The 25435-nt window shown below is 52.1% G+C and carries 21 protein-coding genes and 5 tRNA genes; 23 read left to right on the plus strand and 3 right to left on the minus strand.

The features are described from left to right. The first annotated feature begins 8 nt into the window (after nucleotides 1-8). The 6 genes from odhB to JBO43_RS16910 all read left to right on the plus strand — a co-directional run bounded on the left by odhB (nucleotide 9) and on the right by JBO43_RS16910 (nucleotide 8580). On the plus strand, nucleotides 9-1235 hold the full coding sequence (gene odhB / locus JBO43_RS16885; protein ID WP_202674743.1) for a 2-oxoglutarate dehydrogenase complex dihydrolipoyllysine-residue succinyltransferase: 1227 nt from the start codon (nucleotides 9-11) through the stop codon (nucleotides 1233-1235). 95 nt (nucleotides 1236-1330) lie between these two features. After that, complete coding sequence (gene sucC / locus JBO43_RS16890) at nucleotides 1331-2497, plus strand: ADP-forming succinate--CoA ligase subunit beta (protein ID WP_023310791.1); 1167 nt, start codon at nucleotides 1331-1333, stop codon at nucleotides 2495-2497. Beyond that, on the plus strand, nucleotides 2497-3366 hold the full coding sequence (gene sucD, locus JBO43_RS16895; RefSeq protein WP_095281274.1) for a succinate--CoA ligase subunit alpha: 870 nt from the start codon (nucleotides 2497-2499) through the stop codon (nucleotides 3364-3366). Before sucC ends, sucD begins: the two co-directional genes overlap by 1 nt. Nucleotides 3367-3612: 246 nt before the next feature. Continuing rightward, entirely contained in the window at nucleotides 3613-3939 is a 327-nt protein-coding gene (locus JBO43_RS16900; RefSeq protein ID WP_202674744.1) for a DUF2169 domain-containing protein, read from the plus strand. 2 nt (nucleotides 3940-3941) lie between these two features. Then, nucleotides 3942-8357, plus strand: coding sequence for a PAAR-like domain-containing protein (locus tag JBO43_RS16905; protein WP_202674745.1), 4416 nt, complete (start codon nucleotides 3942-3944; stop codon nucleotides 8355-8357). Further along, nucleotides 8350-8580 (plus strand): hypothetical protein, encoded by a 231-nt coding sequence (locus JBO43_RS16910; RefSeq protein WP_202674746.1) that lies wholly within the window; start codon nucleotides 8350-8352, stop codon nucleotides 8578-8580. The genes JBO43_RS16905 and JBO43_RS16910 overlap by 8 nt, the downstream gene beginning before the upstream one ends. Before the next feature lie 620 nt (nucleotides 8581-9200). Here JBO43_RS16910 and JBO43_RS16915 read toward each other — a convergent pair. From JBO43_RS16915 to JBO43_RS16925, 3 genes are read right to left on the minus strand one after another with little or no spacing between them, the layout of a single operon-like run. Further along, a complete protein-coding gene (locus JBO43_RS16915; RefSeq protein ID WP_202674747.1) occupies nucleotides 9201-11135 on the minus strand; it encodes a heparinase II/III domain-containing protein in 1935 nt (644 codons plus the stop codon). Nucleotides 11136-11152: 17 nt separating this feature from the next. Then, on the minus strand, nucleotides 11153-12364 hold the full coding sequence (locus JBO43_RS16920) for an alginate lyase family protein (protein ID WP_202674748.1): 1212 nt from the start codon (nucleotides 12362-12364) through the stop codon (nucleotides 11153-11155). Between the two features lie 14 nt (nucleotides 12365-12378). Further along, the gene (locus tag JBO43_RS16925; RefSeq protein WP_202674749.1) at nucleotides 12379-13638 is read right to left on the minus strand and encodes an MFS transporter; all 1260 of its coding nucleotides are present in this window, start codon (nucleotides 13636-13638) and stop codon (nucleotides 12379-12381) included. A gap of 376 nt (nucleotides 13639-14014) precedes the next feature. On the opposite strand from JBO43_RS16925, the gene JBO43_RS16930 reads away from it, so the two are divergent. The 17 genes from JBO43_RS16930 (at nucleotide 14015) to JBO43_RS17010 (ending at nucleotide 25246) form a co-directional block, all read left to right on the plus strand. Continuing rightward, on the plus strand, nucleotides 14015-14770 hold the full coding sequence (locus JBO43_RS16930) for an oligogalacturonate-specific porin KdgM family protein (RefSeq protein ID WP_202674750.1): 756 nt from the start codon (nucleotides 14015-14017) through the stop codon (nucleotides 14768-14770). Nucleotides 14771-15566: 796 nt separating this feature from the next. Then, complete coding sequence (gene cydA / locus JBO43_RS16935; RefSeq protein WP_095281278.1) at nucleotides 15567-17135, plus strand: cytochrome ubiquinol oxidase subunit I; 1569 nt, start codon at nucleotides 15567-15569, stop codon at nucleotides 17133-17135. Between the two features lie 15 nt (nucleotides 17136-17150). Continuing rightward, nucleotides 17151-18290 carry a cytochrome d ubiquinol oxidase subunit II gene (gene cydB / locus JBO43_RS16940; RefSeq protein ID WP_202674751.1) on the plus strand — a complete coding sequence of 380 codons (1140 nt, stop codon included), beginning with the start codon at nucleotides 17151-17153 and terminating at the stop codon, nucleotides 18288-18290. A 14-nt stretch (nucleotides 18291-18304) separates the two neighbouring features. Further along, a complete protein-coding gene (gene cydX, locus JBO43_RS16945; protein ID WP_095281280.1) occupies nucleotides 18305-18418 on the plus strand; it encodes a cytochrome bd-I oxidase subunit CydX in 114 nt (37 codons plus the stop codon). 133 nt (nucleotides 18419-18551) lie between these two features. Continuing rightward, on the plus strand, nucleotides 18552-18836 hold the full coding sequence (gene ybgE, locus JBO43_RS16950) for a cyd operon protein YbgE (protein WP_237730088.1): 285 nt from the start codon (nucleotides 18552-18554) through the stop codon (nucleotides 18834-18836). 149 nt (nucleotides 18837-18985) lie between these two features. Beyond that, entirely contained in the window at nucleotides 18986-19390 is a 405-nt protein-coding gene (ybgC, locus tag JBO43_RS16955) for a tol-pal system-associated acyl-CoA thioesterase (protein ID WP_032617092.1), read from the plus strand. Then, complete coding sequence (tolQ, locus tag JBO43_RS16960) at nucleotides 19387-20079, plus strand: Tol-Pal system protein TolQ (protein WP_095281283.1); 693 nt, start codon at nucleotides 19387-19389, stop codon at nucleotides 20077-20079. The genes ybgC and tolQ overlap by 4 nt, the downstream gene beginning before the upstream one ends. Before the next feature lie 3 nt (nucleotides 20080-20082). Then, nucleotides 20083-20511 (plus strand): colicin uptake protein TolR, encoded by a 429-nt coding sequence (tolR, locus tag JBO43_RS16965; protein ID WP_095281284.1) that lies wholly within the window; start codon nucleotides 20083-20085, stop codon nucleotides 20509-20511. 28 nt (nucleotides 20512-20539) lie between these two features. Then, the gene (gene tolA, locus JBO43_RS16970; protein WP_095281285.1) at nucleotides 20540-21808 is read left to right on the plus strand and encodes a cell envelope integrity protein TolA; all 1269 of its coding nucleotides are present in this window, start codon (nucleotides 20540-20542) and stop codon (nucleotides 21806-21808) included. Between the two features lie 134 nt (nucleotides 21809-21942). After that, entirely contained in the window at nucleotides 21943-23235 is a 1293-nt protein-coding gene (gene tolB / locus JBO43_RS16975; RefSeq protein ID WP_095281286.1) for a Tol-Pal system beta propeller repeat protein TolB, read from the plus strand. Between the two features lie 35 nt (nucleotides 23236-23270). Beyond that, nucleotides 23271-23792, plus strand: coding sequence for a peptidoglycan-associated lipoprotein Pal (pal, locus tag JBO43_RS16980; RefSeq protein ID WP_003858578.1), 522 nt, complete (start codon nucleotides 23271-23273; stop codon nucleotides 23790-23792). 9 nt (nucleotides 23793-23801) lie between these two features. Next, on the plus strand, nucleotides 23802-24596 hold the full coding sequence (cpoB, locus tag JBO43_RS16985; RefSeq protein WP_202674752.1) for a cell division protein CpoB: 795 nt from the start codon (nucleotides 23802-23804) through the stop codon (nucleotides 24594-24596). A gap of 162 nt (nucleotides 24597-24758) precedes the next feature. Then, nucleotides 24759-24834, plus strand: a tRNA-Lys gene (locus tag JBO43_RS16990). A gap of 36 nt (nucleotides 24835-24870) precedes the next feature. After that, a tRNA-Val gene (locus JBO43_RS16995) sits at nucleotides 24871-24946 on the plus strand. Nucleotides 24947-24949: 3 nt separating this feature from the next. After that, nucleotides 24950-25025: transfer RNA gene (locus JBO43_RS17000), tRNA-Lys, on the plus strand. Nucleotides 25026-25065: 40 nt separating this feature from the next. Then, nucleotides 25066-25141, plus strand: a tRNA-Lys gene (locus tag JBO43_RS17005). Between the two features lie 29 nt (nucleotides 25142-25170). Next, nucleotides 25171-25246, plus strand: a tRNA-Lys gene (locus tag JBO43_RS17010). Nucleotides 25247-25435 lie beyond the last annotated feature (189 nt).

The raw sequence follows: 25435 nt of genomic DNA on the forward strand, positions 1-25435 counted from the left end.
GATACAAAATGAGTAGCGTAGATATTCTTGTTCCCGACCTGCCTGAATCCGTCGCTGACGCAACGGTAGCGACCTGGCATAAAAAACCGGGCGATAGCGTTAAGCGCGATGAAGTGCTGGTAGAAATCGAAACTGACAAAGTGGTACTGGAAGTACCGGCATCGGCGGATGGCATTCTGGATGCAGTGCTGGAAGACGAAGGCACCACCGTGACGTCTCGCCAGATCCTCGGTCGCCTGCGTGAAGGCAATAGCGCGGGTAAAGAGTCCAGCGCTAAGTCTGAAAGCAAAGAGTCCACTCCGGCTCAGCGTCAGCAAGCGTCTCTGGAAGAACAAACCAACGATGCGCTCAGCCCGGCGATCCGTCGCCTGCTGGGTGAACACAATCTCGAAGCCAGCGCCATTAAAGGCACCGGTGTCGGCGGTCGTCTGACCCGTGAAGATGTGGAAAAACATCTGGCGAAAGCGCCTGCTAAAGAAGAAGCCAAAGCACCGGCGGCTGCAGCCCCTGCGACAGCACAGCCTGCGCTTGGCGCACGCAGTGAAAAACGCGTGCCGATGACTCGCCTGCGTAAGCGTGTGGCTGAGCGTCTGCTGGAAGCGAAAAACTCCACCGCGATGCTGACCACCTTCAACGAAGTCAACATGAAGCCAATCATGGACCTGCGTAAGCAGTACGGTGACGCGTTTGAAAAACGTCACGGTATCCGTCTGGGCTTTATGTCCTTCTACGTGAAAGCGGTCGTTGAAGCGCTGAAACGTTATCCGGAAGTGAATGCTTCTATCGATGGCGAAGATGTGGTTTACCACAACTACTTCGACGTCAGCATGGCGGTTTCCACGCCGCGCGGCCTGGTGACCCCGGTTCTGCGTGACGTTGATACCCTGGGCATGGCGGATATCGAGAAGAAAATCAAAGAGCTGGCGCTGAAAGGCCGTGACGGTAAATTGACCGTTGAAGACCTGACCGGCGGTAACTTCACCATCACCAACGGTGGCGTGTTCGGTTCCCTGATGTCTACCCCAATCATCAACCCGCCGCAGAGCGCGATTCTGGGTATGCATGCCATCAAAGACCGCCCAATGGCGGTTGACGGTAAAGTCGAGATCCTGCCAATGATGTATCTGGCGCTCTCTTACGATCACCGTCTGATTGATGGTCGTGAATCTGTGGGTTATCTGGTGGCAATTAAAGAGCTGCTGGAAGACCCAACGCGTCTGCTGCTGGACGTGTAGTAGTTTTAGCCTCACCTGCACTGTAGGCCGGATACGCGCTGCGCGACCGGCCTATAGGATTGAAATAACGATTACCTGAAGGATGGATAGAACACATGAACTTACATGAATATCAGGCCAAACAGCTGTTTGCCCGGTATGGCTTACCGGCTCCGGTGGGTTATGCCTGTACTACCCCACGTGAAGCTGAAGAAGCCGCATCTAAAATTGGTTCCGGCCCTTGGGTAGTTAAGTGTCAGGTTCACGCTGGTGGCCGTGGTAAAGCGGGCGGTGTGAAAGTTGTTAAGAGCAAAGAAGAGATTCGCGCCTTTGCTGAACATTGGTTGGGCAAACGCCTGGTGACCTACCAGACAGACGCGAACGGCCAGCCGGTTAACCAGATCCTGGTGGAAGCGGCGACTGACATCGCAAAAGAATTGTACCTCGGCGCGGTTGTAGACCGTAGCTCCCGTCGCGTGGTGTTCATGGCGTCTACCGAAGGCGGCGTGGAAATCGAAAAAGTGGCGGAAGAAACCCCGCACCTGATCCACAAAGTGGCTATCGATCCGCTGGCAGGCCCTATGCCTTACCAGGGTCGCGAACTGGCGTTCAAACTGGGTCTGGAAGGTAAACTGGTTCAACAGTTCACCAAGATCTTCATGGGCCTGGCAAACATCTTCCTTGAGCGCGATCTGGCGCTGATCGAAATTAACCCGCTGGTGATCACCACTCAGGGCGACCTGATCTGCCTCGACGGTAAACTGGGCGCTGACGGCAACGCATTGTTCCGCCAGTCCGATCTGCGCGAAATGCGCGATCAGTCTCAGGAAGATCCGCGTGAAGCGCAGGCTGCACAGTGGGAACTGAACTACGTGGCGCTGGATGGCAACATCGGCTGCATGGTTAACGGTGCGGGCCTGGCAATGGGCACCATGGACATCGTTAAACTGCACGGCGGCGAGCCGGCTAACTTCCTTGACGTGGGCGGCGGCGCGACCAAAGAGCGCGTGACCGAAGCGTTCAAAATCATCCTCTCTGACGACAACGTGAAAGCCGTTCTGGTTAACATCTTCGGCGGTATCGTGCGTTGCGACCTGATCGCTGACGGCATCATCGGTGCGGTAGAAGAAGTGGGCGTGAACGTCCCGGTTGTGGTTCGTCTGGAAGGGAACAACGCTGAACTCGGCGCGAAAAAACTGGCTGACAGTGGCCTGAATATTATTGCAGCGAAAAGTCTGACGGATGCAGCTCAGCAGGTTGTTGCCGCAGTGGAGGGGAAATAATGTCCGTTTTGATTGATAAGAACACTAAAGTTATCTGCCAGGGCTTTACCGGTAGCCAGGGGACTTTCCACTCCGAACAAGCGATTGCTTACGGTACGCAGATGGTTGGCGGCGTGACGCCAGGCAAAGGCGGGACCACGCATCTGGGCCTGCCGGTGTTCAACACCGTGCGTGAAGCAGTAGAAGCAACAGGCGCAACGGCGACTGTTATCTACGTTCCGGCTCCGTTCTGCAAAGATTCCATTCTGGAAGCGATCGATGCAGGCATCAAACTGATCATCACCATTACCGAAGGCATCCCGACGCTGGATATGCTGACCGTAAAAGTGAAGCTGGATGAAGCCGGTGTTCGCATGATCGGTCCAAACTGTCCGGGCGTTATCACCCCAGGCGAATGCAAAATCGGCATCATGCCAGGCCACATTCACAAGCCAGGCAAAGTGGGCATCGTGTCTCGCTCCGGTACCCTGACCTATGAAGCGGTTAAGCAGACTACCGACTACGGTTTCGGCCAGTCCACCTGTGTGGGCATCGGCGGTGACCCGATCCCTGGCTCTAACTTCATCGATATCCTGAAACTGTTCCAGGAAGATCCGCAGACTGAAGCGATCGTGATGATCGGTGAAATCGGCGGCAGCGCTGAAGAAGAAGCCGCTGCTTACATCAAAGACCACGTCACCAAACCGGTTGTCGGTTACATCGCCGGTGTGACTGCACCAAAAGGCAAACGTATGGGCCACGCAGGCGCCATCATTGCCGGTGGTAAAGGCACAGCGGATGAGAAGTTCGCAGCGCTGGAAGCCGCAGGCGTCAAAACCGTTCGTAGCCTGGCCGATATCGGCGAAGCACTGAGCGCTATCATCAAGTAATCCTCTCTGCTCCCCATGAGGGGAGCTTTGACATAATAAATGTCCGTTTCGACATGGTTGGCCGCTGAAAAGCGGCCTTTTTTATGCCTGATATTTTTAAAGTGAATATTTGAAGCGCTATATATTAAGTGTTTGATTATTAACACGGGTTTTAATCCTAAACATCGATGATTTCTTAGAAAGTTATTGTTAATCCCTAAGCAGAATTACATTTTACCCAAGAGATAAATGCACCTTGGGTGAAAAATGGAATTTCGTAATCTGACGCCGTTTTCAGTGATGGAATATGCAATGGACGACAAACATAACGAGAGTCATCGCGTTGTCGTCATGAAAACACTCACCCTCCAGGGACTGCATCCTGACGGCGATATCACCTTCACACTGCCCGCAGGCCAGGCGGGTATTTTGCTGCGGATGAACACCGGTGAATGTGTACCGCAGATGATGTGGAGCGACACATTACATATTGATACCGGTGCTCTCACGGTAGCGCAGACCTGGCGTTATCTGGTGCCAGTGGGCTCGCCGGTGCGGGTGATGGAAGCACGTTACAGCATGGCAGGAGAATAGCCATGGCGCTGAATTACATAGCACGCCAGGACATGCTGTGGACGGTGGTTAGTACTACGCCGGATGTCTGCAAAACCCCGATGGGGCCGGCGACGCCCCCCGTTCCCTATCCAGTCACCGCCGACATGGTGAGCTCAGTACTGACGGTACCCTCTGTGCTGGCTAACGACCGTCCGGTGCTGATCCTGAATCAGAGTTTCATTCCTAAAACCAAAGGTGATGAACCGGGTGTGGCGAAAGGAATTAAAAGTGGCACGGTGGGCGATATCTGCGAGCCACTGGAGTTCAGCACCACCTTTTACGTGAGCGGGCAACCGGTTCTCCGGCACTTTGATAAGTTCTGGATGAATGCCAGGAATACGACGGGGATTATTCTGGGCCAGCCTCCTGCCGCCAGCGTGTCAGCCAGCCAGGCCGATCCGGCAGTGATACCTGAGACCGCCAATGAACAAGGTTTCATGGATAAGCTGTTAAATCTATATGCATATCAGGCGGATTCCGGGCGTCAGGAAGCGCAGGCGATGGCGGACACTGCAAAGGCAATTAAAGCGGCAGTTAAGGATTTTACGACTGACCATACCCCTGACGGTGTGATGAACAGCCAGCAAATTGGTGCAATGCTCTATGCATCCGGTTACTACAACACCACTCCGGAAGCTGCACGGAACGCGGCAGAACAAATCGGTGGGGAAGCCCTTGACACCTTTAATGCGGCAGATACTCCTCAAAACAGGGCGCTGATGATTGCGCTGCAAAGTGTGGTTATGGAGTTTGCCCTAAACACCGCTGGGGTTGCAGAGATGGACGGTGCCAACATCAAGGGGAAAACCAGAGCACCGGAAGGTGAAGGAGACGGCGTTTTTAGCGGGTTGTGCACCAAACCCGGTGAACCCGTCGACGCCGGAACCGGCGATTTTCTCCAGCATTTCAGTGTCCTCTCTTTGCCAGGCTCAATCCCGTTGTCACTTTCCCGCTTTTATCGCTCGCAGGCCAAAGGCGGTGGCATCTTTGGCCCCAAATGGACGGATGAGTGGTCGTGCTCCCTGAGCATACAGGGTGATAATCTGCACGTTACCGACGCTGAAGGCGTGGTGCTGTATTACCCTGTCCCGCAGGATGGGGTGTTCCGTGATGCGGTGAATGACCGCCAGCCCCGCTACCGGCTTTCCGGCACCCTGCATGACGGGCTGGGCGTTTTCGACCGTCGTTCACAGCAAACGCAACTCTTTTCCCCGGCGGATAATGGCATCTGGCTGCTCTCCGCCCTCCATGACCGTTACGGCAATCAGATTGACTTCATTCGCACCGATGGTTTGCTGACGGATATTTGTCACAGCGATGGCTATACGCTCGCACTTGGCTGGCAGCAACAGCAGCTGATGAGCATTGACCTCGTGTCCCCGCAGCGCCAGCGTCTGGTCACATGCCAGTATGATGAGCACGGTTTTCTCGCCGAATGTGACACCTTCCAGTTCACTCATTTGTGGCATGAATACACACCCGACGGCTTTATGACCCGCTGGCGGGACACGGATAAAACCTGCGTGGATATCGGTTATGACGCGCAGGGCCGCGCCATCAGTACCCTGTCGACGGAAGGCTATTACGATGACCGCTTTGTCTACGACGATGCAGGGCAGTGTACCACCTACCTCGATGCCGAAGGCGGTGAAACCCGCTTCTGGTATAACGAAGATGGCCTGGTTACCCGCAGTATCGACCCGCTGGGGCGTGAAGAGCACTCAGTCTGGGACAACACCCGGCTACAGTCCCGTACTGACGCGCTCGGGCGCACCACAAAATATGACTATCACCGTAACGGCGATATTCGTCAGGTTGCCCTGCCCGGCGGGTACAGTCTCTGGTATGAGTACAATGATGATGGCCAGTTAACGAGCCTCACCACACCAGGCGACCAGACCTGGGTATGGGACTATGACGACCACGGCAGCGTGGTCAGCCTCACTGACCCGCAGGGCCGCAGGCAGCAGTTCAGCCACAGCGAGCAGGGTGACCTGCTGGCCCACATCCTGCCCGGCGGTGCCACCTGGGTATGGCATCATGATGCCCTGCATCAGGTGCAGGAAACCATGACCCCCGATGGCGGCGTCACCCACACAGAGACCGATTTTCTCGGGCGCCTGCTGAGCGTTCAGGATCCGCTGGGCTTCACCACCCGGTTCCGCCACAGCCAGAATCATGCCGGGCCGAAGGGCAGTGTGGAAGAAATCAACCGCCCTGATGGCGTGCGCGAGCTGATGCGCCAGAACAGCGAAAAGCTGCCGGAAAGTGTCACCGATGGCGAAGGCAGAACCACCCGCTATGAATATGGAGCTTTTGATGTTTTGACGGCCGTCATCCGCCCGGACGGTGAGCGGCTGGAATGCCGCTACGACAAACTTACCCGCTTAACCGGCATCATCAGTGCCGCAGGTGAACACTACCGGCTGGAATACGATAAAGCCGGGCAGCTTATCGCAGAAACTGACTTCACCGGCCGCACACTGCGCTACACGTACGATGCCGCGGGTCGTTGTATCAGCACTACCTTCCCGGATGGTACCTGTCTTAGCCGCCGTTACAATGTGACTGACCAGCTCACCAATGAAGACGTCACCCACGGCGACAGTGCCCGCGTTATCAGCACCACCACTTTTCGCTACGACACCCTGTGCCGCCTGGTCGAGGCGAAAAATGACCATGCCACCGTCACGTATGAGTACGATGATGCCGGGCGTATCACCGCCGAAACCCTCAACGGCAGGCGCACGGAATACGGCTACGATGAACAACGTGATTTTGTCACGCGGCGGACAACAGGCGGGCTCACTGAGCACTTCACCCGCGGGTTAATGGGCGAGCTGAAGGCATGGCAGCTTAACGACTACGCTCCACTCACGTTTGAGCACGACCTGCGCGGCCAGGAAACATTGCGCCGCAGCGATGCCGGTTTTTACCAGCAACAGGACTACACCCCGGCCGGGATGCTCGCACAGCAAAAAGCCGGGGACCACCGCGCCGGGCCTTACGGGCGCAATAAAAGCCTGCAGCGCGAGTGGCTGTATGACCACGCATACAACCTGACAATGATAACCGACTCGCTGCGCGGCACCGCCGTCCACACCCTGACGGCGAACGATCAGATAAGCCACGCCACCTGGACCGGCAGCGGCACCACGCCGATGCGTGAGGAACGTTTCACCTACGACAAAAATCTCAATCTCACCTGCCGTCAGACGTGGCTGAATGACGTGCTGGAAAGTGAGGCGCACCAGCTGCAACAGCACGGACGGGTCATCACTCGCGAATACAAAAGCTGGCGACACACGACCAGTCGCATCAACCCCGACACAGGAATGCCGGAAGAAGGGAAATTTGTCCGGGTCGTGAATGCCCATGGCATCACCTGGAAATACGATGCGAATGGCCGTCTGGTGGAAAAACTCGTCGATAAAGGTGGCTATCGCCCGCAGCAGTGGCGCTACCGCTGGGACGCGAAAAGCCAGCTCACCGGACTGGAAACGCCGGAGGGTGAACGGTGGGAATACAGATACGACCCGTCCGGCCGGCGCATCAGCAAGCGGTGCACCAGTCACGACAAACCGGGGATGGATTTTCACTGGAATGGCGACCAGTTAACGGAAGAAATCCCGCTGTCCCCTGACGGCACGCCGGATGACGAAAAGGCGATTCGCTGGATATATGCCCCCGGCAGTTTTACGCCGATGGCGCGCTATGAAAAGGGGCAACTGCACTATGCAGTGACGGATATCACCGGGCGCGTTCAGGAGCTGATGACCGAAGACGGCACGATTGTCTGGCGGGGAAAGCAGCAGCTGTGGGGCCGGGAAGAGGGCGTCAACAAAGAAGACGCACCTGTCTGTCGCCTGCGTTTTCCGGGGCAATACGAGGATGCCGAATCCGGGTTGTATTACAACCGATTCCGGTACTATGATGCTGAGACGGGGCAGTACATCTCGGCCGACCCGATAGGGTTATTTGGTGGATTAAACCCATATGGATATGCATCAAATCCGCTGAAATATATTGATCCACTGGGCTTAAGTAATTTACCTGTAACTTACTATCCACCGAACGATGGTGCACATGGCCCAGTAAGCTCTACAACTTTAGAGCCTGGTACGACTATTGATAGGTATGGTTTACCTAGAGGAAAATATGTTTCTCCAGTTGGAACGCATTATCCTATGAGAGCGTTACCGCCAGGAACGGATTCAGGACCTTATACTGTTTACAAAGTTATGAAACACATTCCAAATGTGGCGGAAAGCAAAATTGCACCTTGGTTTGGGGAAATGGGTATGGGGACGCAATATAAATTAGAGTATAGCGTTCAATCCTATTTAGATTCAGGCCATCTTAAAAAAATGATAGAAGGAGTTGACTGCTGTGGATAAGCTAGATCTTATAAATGCCTTTAAAAAACTGAATATCCCAGAAAGCACTTATTCAATTGATGAGGTGAATAATGAAACTCTTTGTTTAATAATGGAAAATGGAAAGTGGATTGTTTTCTATAGTGAGAAGGGGGGGAGGACTGATCCTGAGTATTTTGATGATGAAGAATCTGCATGCAAAGCTTTTTTATACGAAGTGCAAGATATGTTAAATCATTTATAGTTTGAGTTTTATGTATTCTAAACATTAAATTATTATAATAGCCGGAAATGTCATCATTCCTTTCCGGTTTTAATTATTCTTTAACTCCATCTAATCCACTAAGCAACCAGCCCCCTTCATCCCCTTAACCTGACAAAGTTCCGTCCGCAGTGCCTGAACTTCGCTGCTGTCACAATAATAGTCAGGTATCCTTCCGATAATCTCACTGTCACCGTAACCCGTTATCAAATCCCACCTCAGTCGCCTTTAAGGTTCAGGCTTGGGTGTCGCGAATAATAACGAGTCCGGAAAGTCTTTAAAGCGGCATGCCGTGCGGTTAAAGTCCCACTTGCTAGCCGTTTTTTAGCTCAGGCTTTGCTTAACCGCCTCAAATATCATCATCAGTATATCCTGGGGTCCACGTTCATCTTCCTCAAAAATCAGCCAGCCCGTCGTAACGTTAAACACAGTGGCGATATGTTTGAAAACATCTAAAGACGGTTGCGCTTCACCTGCGATTAAACCTCAATCTCACCCGTCGCGAGACGTGGCCGAATGACGTGCAGGAAAGCGAAGCGCACCAGCAACAGCGGCATGGATGGGTCGCCACCAGTTCATTCATTTTCTGCACTTCGCTGCAGTTATGCCAGGTAATCCTTATGTAGCCCTTTATCCGTCACGATGATTTCGCCTTCGCGCGCTTCGATACTCACTTCACTTTCGCCGCTTAAATCCGTCACAAACACCCAGCAAATCCGTGGGTCATGGCTGCGCAAAATCAGATACTCCAGTTCGGACGTCGAGGGATTGTCAGGCCCTTTGGCCTGAATGACGTGCGCGTTGCTGAGCGAAAAACAGCTGATTGTCACGGGTTTATCAGCCTGATAGCGTAAGTCCGTCTGACCGTTCAGCGGCATTTGTGTGGCCTGGCGGACGTAGGGATAACACAGGCTGATCCCGGTTTGCGGCATATCAGGCCGGGATTCACCGCGAATCAGGTAGATCGCATCCACGCACTGGGCATGAGGATTCTCGATATCCCACCTGTCGATCAGCAGATTTTCCGTAACCTGTACGCTGCGGCGGAAAACGACATCGTGGTAGGATTCCTCATCCCATTCCACGCGCGTTTTGCTGTCGGGCAGGGCGGCCTGGGTTTTCCAGTCCACTTCGGTAATCAGGTGCGTAGCAGCAGGTGTCTCCTCATATCGAAGCACGCGCGGGACGGCGGGTGGCTGGTTCAACCCGTTCACGCATAATGTATTGTGTGAAAATGAGTTTTTGTAGTAGCCGTAGTGCAGCGGTGCGCCGTAGCCCGTCGTGCCGAGATCGGGAAACAACGCTTTTCCCTGATTGAAAACGATCAGGTTCAGACGATCGTAATGATCGTGCTCCCCACCGTACGGGCCATGTTTGATGCATACTGCCCGGCCCGGTGCGTTTCGGATCAGGGTAAAACCTGCGCCGGGGTGGTGTTCGCTGGCGGTCGGGGCTTGCAGGGCGTCAGCGGGCAGCGGTTGGCCGTAAAACAACGCGTCGATATGATTGCGCGGCGTGGTGCGATAGAGACAGGAGAGCAACTGCCCGTACACCTCTTTGCCATAATAAAAATACGCAAATTCATAGATATCCGCATGGCCGAGCTGCTCCTGGCCGTTTACGCAATCATTCACTTTCGGCAGCGTCATATCTGGTAGCAGGAATTGCATCGGCAGGCCGAGCATCTGCGGATAGAACGGTTGATCAAGCAGGCTAAATTCGCTGTTTTTCGCCAGTTTCTCAAAGGCGAAAAAGGCTTCCAGGGCGTAGTAGTGATAGTGCAGCGAGCCTTCAAACCATAATCCGCCCGACAGCAGGGCGTTCTCCAGCTGATAACGCAGGCCGTAGGGGCTGTTAACGGCAAACTCCAGATAAGCATTCTCTTCCAGCACGGCGCCAATGATGCCGATGGTGGCACTGATTTTAACCTCATGGTTATGAATCTGATTGCTGCGATGCTGCATCAGAAAATCAGCTCCACAACGCAGCAGGCGCGTAGCAATAAACTCATTCTGTTCGGTCGTGAGCTCAGAACGAATCAGGTCAAACCCACGAGCAAAATCGGCGTGACAATTCGCTTCACAGAGCGTCTGAGCATTGGCTTTTCCAGGACCGTTGTAGGGAATACCGCCGTGTTCCTGATAGTCGGGATAGTACTTAGCATACTGCATCAGAATATCGATCACTTTATCCCGATAGCGTATTTCACCGGTCAGTAGCCAGAGAACGCTAAGCTCGTAGCTTGCTTTCGCATTCAATCCGTTTAGCCAGCGCCACCAGGCGCCGTAGTAGGGTTCGCCGGTAAAAACGGCCCCGTCCACGGGGCAGCGATGTTTGTTGGGCGAGTGCCGGTTCCACAGCAAGCGCACGCTGTGCTCAGGGCAGAAGAAGTAGTGGTTCCAGGTGGCGCATCCGGTTTCGGGCACCAGCGTGTCGTTGTTGATGACGTCGCGGTTGCTCTCAATCAGCCCGGCGAGGATCGCCGGGCTGACATTTTGACGGGCGGCGGTAAGTTGTTCTGCGGTAAATTGTTTCACTGTGCACCTGTACCCGATTATTTCACCAGCGGAGAGCCGGGCATTAAAAAGTTGATATTATCGGCATTCTCTTTGCTCAGAAGGGCGACGCTCTGCGTAAAGGTGGCATCTTTATAGGCTCTCGCCGCAGCCAGCATCGGGCCGGTGGCTTCCTCCGGGGTGTATTTCAGCTCCGGATACGGCCAGCTGCTGGCCGGTTTGCCCATTTGCTCGCTGATGAAGGCAAACGCGCTTTTGGTAGTGCGGCTGTCGAGCTGGAAATTCCACACGTCATTTCCGGTCTGCTCCCCGTAACGCCCCATTCGGCCATAGGCGGCGAGGGCAAAATTCGAATAATGGAAGGAGCGGGTGCGCTCAAGCTCTGCCGTGATTTCACCTTTGCTGTTGATCTGCGAGATCAGATGGCGATGCTTAAAGATCTCAATCTGCTCTGTCGCCTGTTTTTTATCTCCGGTGAAAAGCGAGAACGCGGTAACCTGGGTGTCGTACCAGGCTCCATGATTGTTGTACCAGTTCGATTCTTCATGCCCGTTCTGACTGGTTTTCAGCCAGCGAGTGTAGTCAGCGTACCAGCGCTGATAGCGTTTGAAATCCTGATCCGAAAGTGTTTTCGCGTTGTGTAACAGCACAATGCTGTCGGCGACATCAATCAGTACGCGTGTGTCGATAATGCCGATCCCCCGTCCGTTCACGATGCCTGGAATCGCCTGGGCATAGTTGAGATTCGGGTTCATCCGGGTTTCTTTGTGCAAGAACCAGGTTTGCAGCTGAGCATTCGCCTTTTGCGCATATTTAGGGTCGCCGCTGTAGAACGCCGCCAGGGCCAACGCGCGGATGTCATCGGAAAAATGGGCCATTCTCGCGCTGTCCGTATCATCGGTTTTGGAAGACGGATTGATATTACCGTCGTCGCGCACGTAGGGGAGGTGGTCTTTGGTATCCGGGTTCGGCCACCAGTAAGGGCCAAAACTGTAGTAATCGTGTTTATTGCCGGAGGCCGGGAGCAGCTTTTTCTGCGTTACGCTGTACGGAGGATGCAACAGGGCAGCATCGGCTTTTTTCATCAGTGCCTGAATGGCTGGCGTGTAGGTGGCGTCATTCTGGGCGATCTTCGTTTTTACCTCCTGCATCTGCTGGCAGTCGTAAGTCAGGCAGGAATCAGCAGCGGACTGGGCATACAGCGGTGCAGAACACAGCAGGCAAGCGAAGAACAGTGTTTGATATTTCATTGTCGTTTCCTTGTTCAGGCGACAGCAGGTTTGAATGCCGCTGCAGGATTTTTGATGAGCAACCACAGGAACGCAGCGCCAATAAGATCGAAAACACCCAGTCCAATAAAGAAAGCATTGTAGCCAACCACGGCAACCATCGCGCCGAGGAAAAGGCTAAATGCGAAGTTTCCCATGCTGCCGGTGAAGGCTGCAAAGCCGGTGGCAGTTGCGACTTTTTGTTTGGGGAAAAGGTCGGACGACATGCTGATGACGGTGATGGACAAGCACTGATGGGCAAAGCCCGCAATGCAAAATAGCGCAATGGCAGCATAGACGTTTTCGACGTAGCCGACAGCCGCCATCGCCAGCATCAGCAACGCAGCGAAGGTAAAGGTGATGCGTTTAGCATTGATAATGTGAATGCCTCGATTGTTAAGAAACTTCGAGATGTATCCGGCTGCCAGACAGCCTAAATCTGCCGTCAGGAACGGAAGCCAGGCAAACATAGCGATTTCACTCAGATTCATATGACGCACGGTGACGAGATACAGCGGCATCCAGTAGTGCAGGGTTCCCCAGGCCGGGTCAGCCATAAAGCGGGGTAAAGAGATAGCCCACAAATTTTTGTCTTTGATCATCGAGCTGAGGGTCGCTTTTTCTGTCGTCAGGACCAGACCGTTGTCCGCCTGAACTTCGTCATATTCCGCTTTGAGCAGCGCCGGATGGCTTTCCGGCGATCGATAGCACACCAGCCACAAAATGCTCCACAGAATCCCCATCCCGCCGGTAACCACAAACGACATTTCCCAATTGTAATTAAGGATGGCCCAAACCACGAGCGGCGGGGCGAGCATCGCGCCGAGTGAGGTCCCCAGGCTGTAGATCCCGCAGGCCAGCCCTCGCTCTTTTGCCGGGAACCATTCGGCGGTCACTTTCATACCAGCCGGGTTAAATGCCGCTTCGGTTAAACCGAGGCCGCCGCGCAGGCAGGCTATCGGTAACCAACTGCTGAAAAGCGCGGTTAACATGTTGCACAGTGACCACAGCATGGCCAGTATGCTAAAGCTGAAGCGCAAGCCAAACTTATCGATGATGAAACCGCAGGCGATCCCGCCGATGGCGTAGGTAAACGGAAACACTGACACGATCCACGAGTATTGCTCGCTCGAAAGATGCAGTGTTTTCATCATTTCCGGGGCAGCAACGCCGAGCGTGCTGCGCGCGAGGTAATTGATAATGGTGCCGAGCATAACGAGTGAAATAATGTACCAGCGTAGTTTTTTTATCTTCACGGTGCCTTCCTTGAGTATGTTGAAATTTTGTTGTTTTAAAAATGAAATGCAATTTCAATTAATGCTATTGGAAATATATCTGCCCGTGCTTGATGATGCTCACAGATTTTTAAATACGGTAAAAATTAATTAATATAAAAAATATATAAACACCATGAATTAATTCATTCAAACCATTTATCAAAATGATCTATTTTTCGTTAATATAAAAACAAAACACTATTTCAATAAAAAGTGTGTGGATGATCTTGTTTTTAAAATAATGAGAGTGACCGATTTTAATTAATGAATATTATGCCTCCCTGTGGTTTGGTGTCGGTGTGATAACGCAGTAAATATTGCGTATCTCAGCTTATAAAGTATCAAGGGATGGATTATGCAGAAAAAATGGCAATGGTTATTACTGTCTTGTGTTACAGCGTGTCCGCTTGTTTGTCAGGCACTGACGTTTGACGTCAGAGGCGGCTACAGAGCGGGTAGTCACTCATATGAATCGCGCTATAAGGTCAGCCAGAGCTGGAAGAGTGGCTGGTGGGGAAGTATCGAAACCGATAACAAAAATAATAAGAGTAACGGCAGAGGTACAAACGGTGGGGATAAATCGGACGGTGCTCATTCATTGGGTGACAGTAAGTCAGATTATAATGAAATAGAGTCTAATTACACGATTCCGTTAACGGAACAATGGAGTTTTCAACCTGGAGGTATTTATCACTGGAGCAGCAATGGTACACAAATCCGGCCCTATTTACGCCTGAATTATAAAATCACTGCCGATTTAAATACAAGTTTACGTTATCGCTATGACTATAATACTTATGAAACGGTGAATGGTAGCGGTGAGTCTCATCGGGATAGCGTTAACCGTCTGGATCTGTATTTGGGTTATAAAATTAATCCACAGTGGAGCGTACTCTATCAGGGAACGATATATAAACATGTTAATGATGATTATAAATATAAGAATGATAAATCATCGGCAACGGAAAATGCCGTTACGCTACGTTATAAATGGAACAGCTGGTTCAGCCCGTATGTGGAATACGATTACCTGGATAAACAGGGTTTTTACGAAGGAGAAGACGGTATCGCCGAGTCGCGTTACCGCATCGGTATGACGTTTACGCTCTAAGCAGCGGCAAAACCTGCCTGGCGGAGCTGCCGGGCAGGAATGCGCGATGAACATCGGTTCTTCTACCTGCTTGAGTATGCAGCAGCCACCTTCCGCAGTATCAAATCTGTCTAAAATTCACTCGAACAGATTGGCGGACACGTTCCGGTGATCATTTCGTTAACGGTATAGTCACGGCGAGGTGTTAATTAGAAGCTGGTGATAGGTAAAATAAATGTTATTTTTGGCTGGGCTATTGCCGAAATGGAAAAAGAAGTCTAAGCCGCTATCCTTAAATGTTTGTCAGCTTTATAAAGCGAGACGACAAGCAGCGTTAAAAAAAATCACTATTATTTATATATCATTCCGCATTCGCTAACCATTGCAGTGATCAAATCTACATATCATTAACATTGTATTTACTATGGCTAATGCATTTAAACACCTTTAACAGAATCACCCGTTTTTGATTTAAATCAATGTTTAATGCTTGGAAATGCACCCCAAAAGACGCTAAATTGTCCGCGATCAAATTGGCTGAAAAGGTGTAAATTCGCTATATATTGATCAACGTCGTAAAACGTAAATCTCGTTCAATAAAAACCTGTTTATTGTAAGGGCTTTGCAGCGTATTATATTTGCGGGATCAATTAGAGTTTTTTCTTAACGTATTTGTAACTTTTCATCATGGCTTTTTCCTCTTTTGAAGAATAGGTCACGAAGAAGGGAAACAGATAACTTTGTATTGGGGCATGTGTGTGAACCCTTTCTAAGGGATTCACTCTCGGAGTCTTCATGCGATGAGCAAGGAGTCATGATGTTAGATATAGTCGAACTGTCGCGCTTACAGTTTGCCTTGACCGCGATGTACCACTTCCTTTTTGTGCCACTAACGCTCGGTATGGCGTTCCTGCTGGCCATCATGGAAACGGTCTACGTCCTTTCCGGCAAACAGATTTATAAAGATATGACCAAGTTCTGGGGCAAGTTGTTTGGTATCAACTTTGCGCTGGGCGTGGCGACCGGCCTGACCATGGAGTTCCAGTTCGGGACTAACTGGTCTTACTATTCTCACTACGTTGGGGATATCTTCGGTGCGCCGCTGGCCATTGAAGGTCTGATGGCCTTCTTCCTCGAATCCACCTTTGTAGGTCTGTTCTTCTTCGGTTGGGACCGTCTGGGTAAAGTTCAGCACATGGCAGTGACCTGGCTGGTGGCCTTAGGCTCCAACCTGTCCGCACTGTGGATTCTGGTTGCTAACGGCTGGATGCAGAACCCTATCGCGTCTGATTTCAACTTCGAAACCATGCGTATGGAGATGGTCAGCTTTGCCGAGCTGGTCCTGAACCCGGTTGCTCAGGTGAAATTCGTTCACACCGTGGCATCGGGTTATGTCTGCGGCGCGATGTTCGTGCTGGGCATCAGCTCCTACTATATGCTGCGCGGTCGTGACTTCGCTTTCGCCAAACGCTCCTTTGCCATCGCGGCAAGCTTCGGTATGGCGGCAATCCTGTCTGTTATTGTTCTGGGTGATGAATCCGGTTACGAAATGGGCGACGTGCAGAAAACCAAACTGGCTGCAATTGAAGCCGAATGGGAAACTCAGCCGGCTCCGGCAGCGTTTACCCTGTTTGGTATTCCTGACCAGGATGCACAGGAAAACCGCTTTGCTATTCAGATCCCTTACGCGCTGGGTATCATCGCCACCCGTTCTGTTGATAAGCAGGTAACGGGCCTGAAAGATCTGATGGTGCAGCACGAAGGACGTATCCGTAACGGTATGAAAGCTTACGCGCTGCTGGAACAGCTGCGTTCAGGCTCGACCGATCAGGCTGTTCGCGATCAGTTCAACGACGTGAAGAAAGACCTGGGTTACGGTTTGCTGCTCAAACGCTATACGCCGAACGTTTCTGATGCGACTGAAGCACAGATTCAGATGGCGACCAAGGATTCTATTCCTCGCGTGGCTCCGCTGTACTTCGCCTTCCGTATCATGGTTGGTTGCGGCATCCTGATGCTGCTGATTATCGCGGCGTCCTTCTGGTCCGTGATTCGTAACCGTATCGGTCAGAAAAAATGGCTGCTGCGTACCGCGATGTACGGTATTCCACTGCCGTGGATTGCTATCGAATCCGGCTGGTTTGTTGCGGAGTATGGCCGTCAGCCTTGGGCGATAGGTGAGGTGCTGCCAACGGCAGTGGCTAACTCGTCGCTGACTGCAGGGGATCTGATTTTCTCCATGCTGCTGATTTGCGGTCTGTACACCCTGTTCCTGGTGGCTGAACTGTTCCTGATGTTCAAGTTCGCACGCCTCGGCCCGAGCAGCCTGAAAACCGGTCGCTATCACTACGAGCAGTCCACTGTGACTACTCAGCCGGCACGCTAAGACAGGAGTCGTCAAATGATCGATTATGAAGTATTGCGTTTTATCTGGTGGCTGCTGGTCGGTATTTTACTGATTGGTTTTGCAGTCACTGACGGTTTCGACATGGGGGTGGGCATGCTCACCCGTTTCCTCGGTCGTAATGACACCGAGCGTCGAATCATGATCAACTCCATCGCCCCGCACTGGGACGGTAACCAGGTGTGGTTAATCACTGCGGGCGGCGCACTGTTTGCCGCCTGGCCGATGGTTTACGCAGCTGCGTTCTCCGGCTTCTATGTCGCGATGATTCTGGTACTGGCGTCCTTGTTCTTCCGTCCGGTCGGTTTTGACTACCGTTCTAAGATTGAAGACACCCGCTGGCGCAACATGTGGGACTGGGGCATCTTCATCGGTAGCTTCGTGCCACCGCTGGTGATCGGCGTAGCGTTCGGCAACTTGTTGCAGGGCGTTCCGTTCCACCTAGATGAATATATGCGTCTGTACTACACCGGTAACTTCTTCCAGCTGCTGAATCCGTTTGGTCTGCTGGCAGGTGTGGTGAGCGTTGCGATGATTATCACTCAGGGTGCGACCTATCTGCAGATGCGTACTGTGGGTGAACTGCATCTGCGTTCCCGCGCAACTGCTCAGGTTGCGGCTCTGGTGACGCTGGTCTGCTTCGCGTTAGCTGGCGTTTGGGTGGTTTACGGTATCGACGGTTATGTTGTGACTTCGGCAATCAACCATACCGCGCCGTCTAACCCGCTGACCAAAGAAGTGGCGCGTCAGGCTGGTGCATGGCTGGTCAACTTCAACAATACTCCTGCGCTGTGGGCTATCCCGGCTCTGGGCGTGTTGTTGCCGCTGCTGACTGTGCTGACCTCTCGTCTGGAAAAAGGCGCGTGGGCATTCGTATTCTCCTCTCTGACGCTGGCGTGCATCATCCTGACTGCGGGCATTGCGATGTTCCCGTTCGTGATGCCATCCAGCACCATGATGAATGCGAGCCTGACCATGTGGGATGCGACGTCAAGCCAGTTGACGCTTAACCTGATGACGTATGTTGCTTGCGTGTTCGTACCGATTATCCTGCTCTACACCTCCTGGTGTTACTGGAAAATGTTCGGTCGTATCACGAAAGAAGACATCGAAAGCAACACTCATTCCCTGTACTAAGTAAGGAGCTGAATATGTGGTATTTCGCATGGATTTTGGGGACGCTTCTTGCCTGTGCATTTGGTGTCATTACCGCGCTGGCGCTTGAACATATCGAAGCGACCAAAACCGGTGAAGAAAAGCACTGATGATGAATGTTATCGTAAAGCGATATACGACAGCATTCTGGTTGCGTCGAGGCGGCAAGACTGAGAATCCCCAGGAGCTGACACAAGTCAGTGACTGGGGTGAGCAGACGCAGCCAACGAAGAGGCAGCCTGAATGATTAAGTATATCTATGCGGTAATGGACAAGCGCCCGCTAAGGGCGCTTTCCTTAGTGATGGCATTGCTGCTGGCAGGCTGCATTTTCTGGGACCCGTCGCGTTTTGCAGCGAAGACCAGTGAACTGGAAATCTGGCATGGTTTCTTGATCATGTGGGCCGTTTGCGCAGGCGTCATTCACGGCGTCGGCTTTCGCCCGAGAGCCATTCACTGGCAAGGTATTTTCTGCCCGTTAATCGCTGATGTAGTGCTTCTCGCAGGACTTGTTTTTTTCTTTAGCTGAATAAGAACTGTCCGTTAATCTTATGGGCTTACCCGAGCCCATAAAAATTTACTCTCCGTTTACTTTCCCCCATTCCAAACCATCATTCCCGCGCGTATAGTAGCGAAGTTTAAAAGCTCTAAACTTTTGTTGCATTACCAGGATGTAAAGTGAATACAACGCTGTTTCGATGGCCGGTCAGGGTCTACTACGAAGATACCGATGCCGGGGGTGTGGTCTACCACGCCAGCTACGTTGCTTTTTATGAACGGGCACGCACTGAGATGCTGCGCCATCATCATTTTAGCCAACAGGTTTTGTTGGCTGAGCGAGTTGCCTTCGTGGTACGCAAGATGACGCTGGAGTATTTTGCACCCGCCAGACTCGACGATATGCTCGAAGTCCAAACGGAAATAACATCAATGCGTGGAACCTCACTGGTTTTCACGCAGCGGATCGTCAACGCAGAGAACACAGTTTTGAACGAAGCAGAAGTTCTGATTGTTTGTGTTGATCCACTCATCATGAAGCCTCGTGCGCTTCCTAAGTCTATTGTCGCGGAGTTTAAGCAGTGACTGACATGAATATCCTTGATTTGTTCCTGAAGGCTAGCCTTCTGGTTAAACTTATCATGTTGATTTTGATTGGTTTTTCAATCGCATCCTGGGCCATCATTATCCAGAGAACCCGTATTCTTAACGCTGCTGGCCGTGAAGCCGAAGCATTTGAAGACAAGTTCTGGTCGGGTATCGAGCTTTCTCGTTTATATCAAGAAAGCCAGGGACGTCGTGAGAACCTTTCAGGCTCCGAACAAATTTTCTATAGCGGTTTCAAAGAGTTCGCTCGGCTGCATCGTGCTAACAATCATGCACCTGAAGCGGTCGTTGAAGGGGCATCGCGTGCTATGCGCATCTCGATGAACCGTGAACTGGAATCCCTTGAAACGCACATCCCGTTCCTTGGCACGGTAGGTTCTATCAGCCCGTATATCGGTCTGTTTGGTACCGTGTGGGGGATCATGCACGCCTTTATCGCATTGGGTGCGGTTAAACAGGCTACGCTGCAAATGGTTGCACCGGGTATCGCAGAAGCTCTGATCGCGACCGCAATCGGTCTGTTCGCCGCTATTCCGGCGGTTATGGCCTATAACCGACTGAACCAGCGCGTGAACAAACTGGAACTGAACTACGACAACTTCATGGAAGAGTTCACGGCGATTCTGCACCGTCAGGCGTTTACCAGCACCGAGAGTAACAAGGGGTAAACCATGGCCAGAGCGCGTGGACGAAATCGTCGCGAACTTAAGTCCGAAATCAATATCGTACCGCTGCTGGACGTATTGCTGGTGCTGCTGCTGATCTTTATGGCGACAGCGCCGATCATTACCCAGAGCGTTGAAGTTGATCTGCCGGATGCGACAGAATCACAAGCGGTAAGCAGCAATGACGATCCTCCGGTCATTATTGAGGTTTCCGGCGTGGGGCAATACAGCGTTGTGGTTGAGAAAGATCGTATGGATCAGCTGCCGCCAGAGCAGGTTATTGCTGAAGCGCAGCGCCGCCTGGAGTCAAATCCGAAAACGGTCTTCTTAATCGGTGGCGCCAAAGATGTGCCTTACGATGAAATTATTAAAGCGCTGAACTTGCTACATAGCGCGGGTGTTAAGTCGGTAGGCTTGATGACGCAACCGATCTAATCATCTGCACAGTTTTTGGGAACCGATAGTGTCAAAGGCAACCGAACAAAACGACAAGCTTAAGCGAGCGATAATTGTCTCCGCAGTGCTGCATGTGATTCTTTTTGCAGTGCTGATCTGGAGTTCGTTCGATGAGCACATTGACGCGTCAGCCGGCGGTGGTGGGGGCTCTTCCATCGACGCCGTCATGGTAGATCCCGGCGCGGTAGTGCAAAACTATAATCGTCAGCAACAGCAGCAGGCGAGTGCAAAACGAGCTGAAGAGCAGCGTGACAAACAGGCGCAACAGCAAGCCGAGGAACTGCGTGAAAAACAGGCCGCGGAGCAAGAGCGTCTGAAGCAGCTCGAGAAAGAACGTTTGCAGGCGCAAGAAGCGGCGAAAGAGCAGGCGGATCAGCAGAAACAGGCTGAAGCTGCCGCTCAAAAAGCGCAAGAGCAGCAAAAGCAGGCAGAAGAGGCGGCAGCAAAATCCGCAGCGGATGCCAAAGCGAAGGCTGATGCTCAGGCAAAACAAGCCGCTGACGCAGCGAAGAAAGCCGCAGCTGATGCCCAAAAAGTCGCTGAAGCCGAAGCCGTGAAGAAAGCGGCTGCTGACGCAGAGAAAAAAGCACAAGCAGAAGCGGCGAAGAAAGCCGCCGCTGATGCACAGAAGAAAGCTGAAGCAGAAACCGCGAAGAAAGCAGCTCAGGAGGCGGAGAAGAAAGCCGCTGCCGATGCTGCGAAGAAAGCGGCTGCAGCAGAGAAGGCCGCGGCTGAAAAAGCCGCTGCTGCTGAGAAGGCTGCGGCCGACAAAAAAGCCGCTGCCGCTGAAAAAGCTGCTGCAGATAAGAAAGCCGCTGCCGATAAAGCAGCAGCCGCCAAAGCTGCCGCGGCCAAAAAAGCCGCGTCGGAAAAAGCTTCAGCATCAGATGTTGACGACCTTTTCGGTGACCTGAGTTCAGGTAAGAATGCACCGAAAACGGGCGGCGGGGCGAAAGGAAGTAACGCGTCGCCTGCAGGAAGTGGTAACACTAAGAATAACGGCGCTTCAGGCGCTGAAATCAATGGCTATGCCTCGCAGATTAAATCAGCGATTGAAAGTCGATTTTATGATGCTTCATCTTATGCCGGTAAAACGTGTACGCTGCGGATAAAACTGGCACCGGATGGCATGTTACTTGATATTCAGTCCGAAGGTGGCGATCCGGCCCTGTGTACTGCTGCGCTGGCAGCGGCACGTCAGGCGAAGATGCCAAAACCACCTTCGCAAGCCGTCTATGAAGTCTTTAAAAATGCGCCGCTGGACTTTAAACCTTAAGTCACAATTTCTCCGTGCAAACGGGGAAAAATAGACCAGGTTTAGTCACAGGGTTCTGGTAGTTTTGTCTATTTGAGTTTGTTAACATTCTGCTAAATTATCGTGGGTAAGGTTACCCAGATAAGGGAGATATGATGAAGCAGGCATTACGTGTTGCAGTAAGTTTCTTTATGCTGTGGGCAGCTGTGCTGCACGCAGAGGTACGCATTGAGATCACCCAAGGGGTGGACTCCGCGCGTCCAATTGGCGTTGTTCCGTTCCAGTGGGCAGGCCCTGGCGCTGCACCTGAAGATGTTGGCGGCATTGTTGCGGCTGACTTGCGTAACAGCGGCAAATTCAATCCATTAGATCGCTCTCGTCTGCCGCAGCAGCCGGGTACCGCTCAGGAAGTTCAGCCTGCTGCCTGGTCTGCACTGGGTATTGATGCCGTGGTTGTGGGTCAGGTGACTCCGAATCCGGACGGTGGCTACACCGTGGCGTATCAACTGGTAGATACTGGTGGCGCGCCAGGCACCGTTCTGGCGCAGAACTCGTATAAAGTGAACAAGCAGTGGCTTCGCTACGCGGGTCACACTGCGAGTGATGAAGTGTTCGAGAAGCTGACCGGTATTAAAGGTGCCTTCCGTACCCGTATCGCTTATGTTGTTCAGACTAACGGCGGCCAGTTCCCGTATGAACTGCGCGTGTCTGACTACGATGGTTATAACCAGTTCACCGTACACCGTTCACCGCAGCCGCTGATGTCTCCGGCATGGTCACCGGATGGTTCTAAACTGGCTTACGTGACCTTCGAAAGTGGTCGTTCAGCACTGGTTATCCAGACGCTGTCCAACGGCGCTGTGCGTCAGGTGGCTTCGTTCCCACGTCACAACGGTGCGCCTGCATTCTCACCGGATGGTTCTAAACTGGCATTTGCTCTGTCTAAAACAGGCAGCCTGAACCTCTACGTGATGGATATCGGTTCCGGCCAGATCCGTCAGGTGACTGATGGTCGTAGCAACAACACTGAACCAACCTGGTTCCCGGACAGCCAGAATCTGGCGTTCACGTCTGACCAGGCGGGCCGCCCGCAGGTATACAAAGTCAATGTGAATGGCGGTGCACCGCAGCGCATCACCTGGGAAGGTTCACAAAACCAGGATTCTGATGTAAGCAGTGATGGTAAATTTATGGTAATGGTCAGTTCTGCTGGTGGCCAGCAGCACATTGCCAAACAAGATCTGGTAACGGGTGGCGTGCAAGTTTTATCGTCAACGTTCCTGGATGAAACGCCAAGTCTGGCACCTAACGGCACGATGGTAATCTACAGCTCTTCTCAGGGGATGGGATCTGTGCTGAATCTGGTTTCTACAGATGGGCGTTTCAAAGCGCGTATTCCGGCAACTGATGGACAGGTAAAATCACCTGCCTGGTCGCCGTATCTGTAAATAATAATTAATTGATTACTAAAGGAATCTTAGAAATGCAACTGAACAAAGTGCTGAAGGGGCTGATGATCGCTCTGCCTGTAATGGCAATCGCGGCGTGTTCTTCCAACAAGAATGCAAGCAACGACCAGAGCGGCGAAGGCATGATGGGTGCCGGCACTGGTATGGACGCTAACGGTAACGGCAACATGTCTTCTGAAGAGCAAGCGCGTCTTCAGATGCAGCAGCTGCAGCAGAACAACATTGTTTACTTCGATCTGGACAAGTATGACATCCGTTCTGACTTCGCTGCGATGCTGGATGCGCACGCAAACTTCCTGCGTAGCAACCCATCTTACAAAGTCACCGTAGAAGGTCATGCGGACGAACGTGGTACTCCTGAGTACAACATCTCCCTGGGTGAGCGTCGTGCGAACGCCGTTAAGATGTACCTGCAGGGTAAAGGCGTTTCTGCTGACCAGATCTCCATCGTTTCTTACGGTAAAGAAAAACCTGCAGTACTGGGTCATGACGAAGCGGCTTACTCCAAAAACCGTCGTGCCGTACTGGTTTACTAAGAGAATTGCATGAGCAGTAACTTCAGACATCAACTATTGAGTCTGTCGTTACTGGTTGGAATAGCGGCCCCCTGGGCCGCTTTTGCTCAGGCACCAATCAGTAGTGTCGGCTCCGGCTCGGTCGAAGACCGCGTCACTCAACTCGAGCGTATTTCTAACGCTCATAGTCAGCTTTTAACCCAACTCCAGCAGCAACTCTCCGATAACCAAAACGATATTGATTCTCTCCGTGGTCAGATTCAGGAAAGTCAGTACCAGTTGAACCAGGTTGTCGAGCGTCAGAAGCAGATCCTGTTGCAGATCGACGGCATGAGCAACGGTGGTGCAACGGCGCAACCTGCGGCTGGCGATCAGAGTGGGGCGGCGACAGCCACTCCAGCGCCATCGGCAGATGCGTCAGCCTCAACAGGTGCTCCTGTACAGAGCGGTGACGCGAATACTGACTACAACGCAGCCATTGCCCTGGTGCAGGATAAATCGCGTCAGGACGACGCTATCGCGGCGTTTCAGAACTTCGTGAAAAAGTACCCGGATTCAACGTATCAGCCGAATGCCAATTACTGGCTCGGTCAGTTGAATTACAACAAGGGGAAAAAGGATGATGCTGCGTTCTATTTTGCCTCCGTGGTGAAAAATTACCCAAAATCACCTAAAGCGCCTGATGCCATGTTTAAGGTCGGCGTCATCATGCAGGATAAAGGCGACAGCGCGAAAGCGAAGGCCGTTTATCAGCAGGTGGTCACGAAGTACCCTGGCACCGAAGGTGCAAAACAAGCGCAAAAACGTCTTGGATCGATGGGTTGAGTGTCGCATGACCAGAAATCGCATTATTTCTGGTCGTGCTGCCTGATTCGTAAGCAGTTAAGTGATCTTCGTCGAAATTTTTGTTGCGCTGAATTCTTAAATCAGTAATATATGCCGCCGTTGCCAAGGGATATCGAACAGCCCGAAAGCCGCGAAAAAAGTGGGTCGTTAGCTCAGTTGGTAGAGCAGTTGACTTTTAATCAATTGGTCGCAGGTTCGAATCCTGCACGACCCACCACTTAAGATTTTCCTGTAGTACCCGGTAGTATGCGTTGGGTGATTAGCTCAGTTGGTAGAGCACCTCCTTTACACGGAGGGGGTCGGCGGTTCGAGCCCGTCATCACCCACCATTTGGGGCGTTAGCTCAGTTGGTAGAGCAGTTGACTTTTAATCAATTGGTCGCAGGTTCGAATCCTGCACGCCCCACCAATACTACAGTTTTAAGTGAAAATTCAGGCAGCACCCGGAAGGGGCGTTAGCTCAGTTGGTAGAGCAGTTGACTTTTAATCAATTGGTCGCAGGTTCGAATCCTGCACGCCCCACCAGCCTGAATACAATTTGCAAGTCCCGAAAGGGGTCGTTAGCTCAGTTGGTAGAGCAGTTGACTTTTAATCAATTGGTCGCAGGTTCGAATCCTGCACGACCCACCAATTTTAGCATTGTGACTTGATGTTAAATCTCTATGTAAAAAGGCGCCCTAAAGGCGCCTTTTTGCTATCCAAATATTGTGACTTTTTCCGCTCAACGCGCTATCTTGTTTAGTATACAAAACACAAATGTCATATCTTTCGTTCAGAACGCAAAAGAGAGACATTATTGTTAAGCCAGTAAAACGAGAA

The sequence above is a fragment of the Lelliottia jeotgali genome, from assembly GCF_016771845.1.
Classification (GTDB): Bacteria; Pseudomonadota; Gammaproteobacteria; order Enterobacterales; family Enterobacteriaceae; genus Enterobacter; species Enterobacter jeotgali.